The following is a 270-nucleotide window of genomic DNA, read 5'->3' on the forward strand; positions in this document are numbered from 1 at the left end:
GTATGTCTTCGCCGATCAGGATGCGGGTTTTGTAAGTAGCGATAACATGCACATCATCGAGATGCCGCATGTGGAAGAGGTGATTGCACCAATCTTCTACACCGTTCCGCTGCAGCTACTGGCTTATCACGTCGCGCTGATCAAAGGTACCGACGTTGACCAGCCGCGTAACCTGGCAAAATCGGTTACGGTTGAGTAATAAATGGATGCCCTGCGTAAGCGGGGCATTTTTCTTCCTGTTATGTTTTTAATCAAACATCCTGCCAACTC

Annotated in this window: 1 protein-coding gene; it reads left to right on the forward strand. The window is 48.9% G+C overall.

Translation table 11 applies throughout. The features are described 5' to 3' along the window. Positions 1-199 (forward strand): hypothetical protein (locus tag FN960_RS24105; RefSeq protein ID WP_039059822.1); only part of this gene is annotated, 199 nt, incomplete at its 5' end. Between the last annotated feature and the right edge of the window lie 71 nt (positions 200-270).

The organism is Alkalicoccobacillus porphyridii, assembly GCF_007293315.1.
In the GTDB taxonomy this organism is placed as follows: domain Bacteria; phylum Bacillota; class Bacilli; order Bacillales; family Bacillaceae_D; genus Alkalicoccobacillus; species Alkalicoccobacillus porphyridii.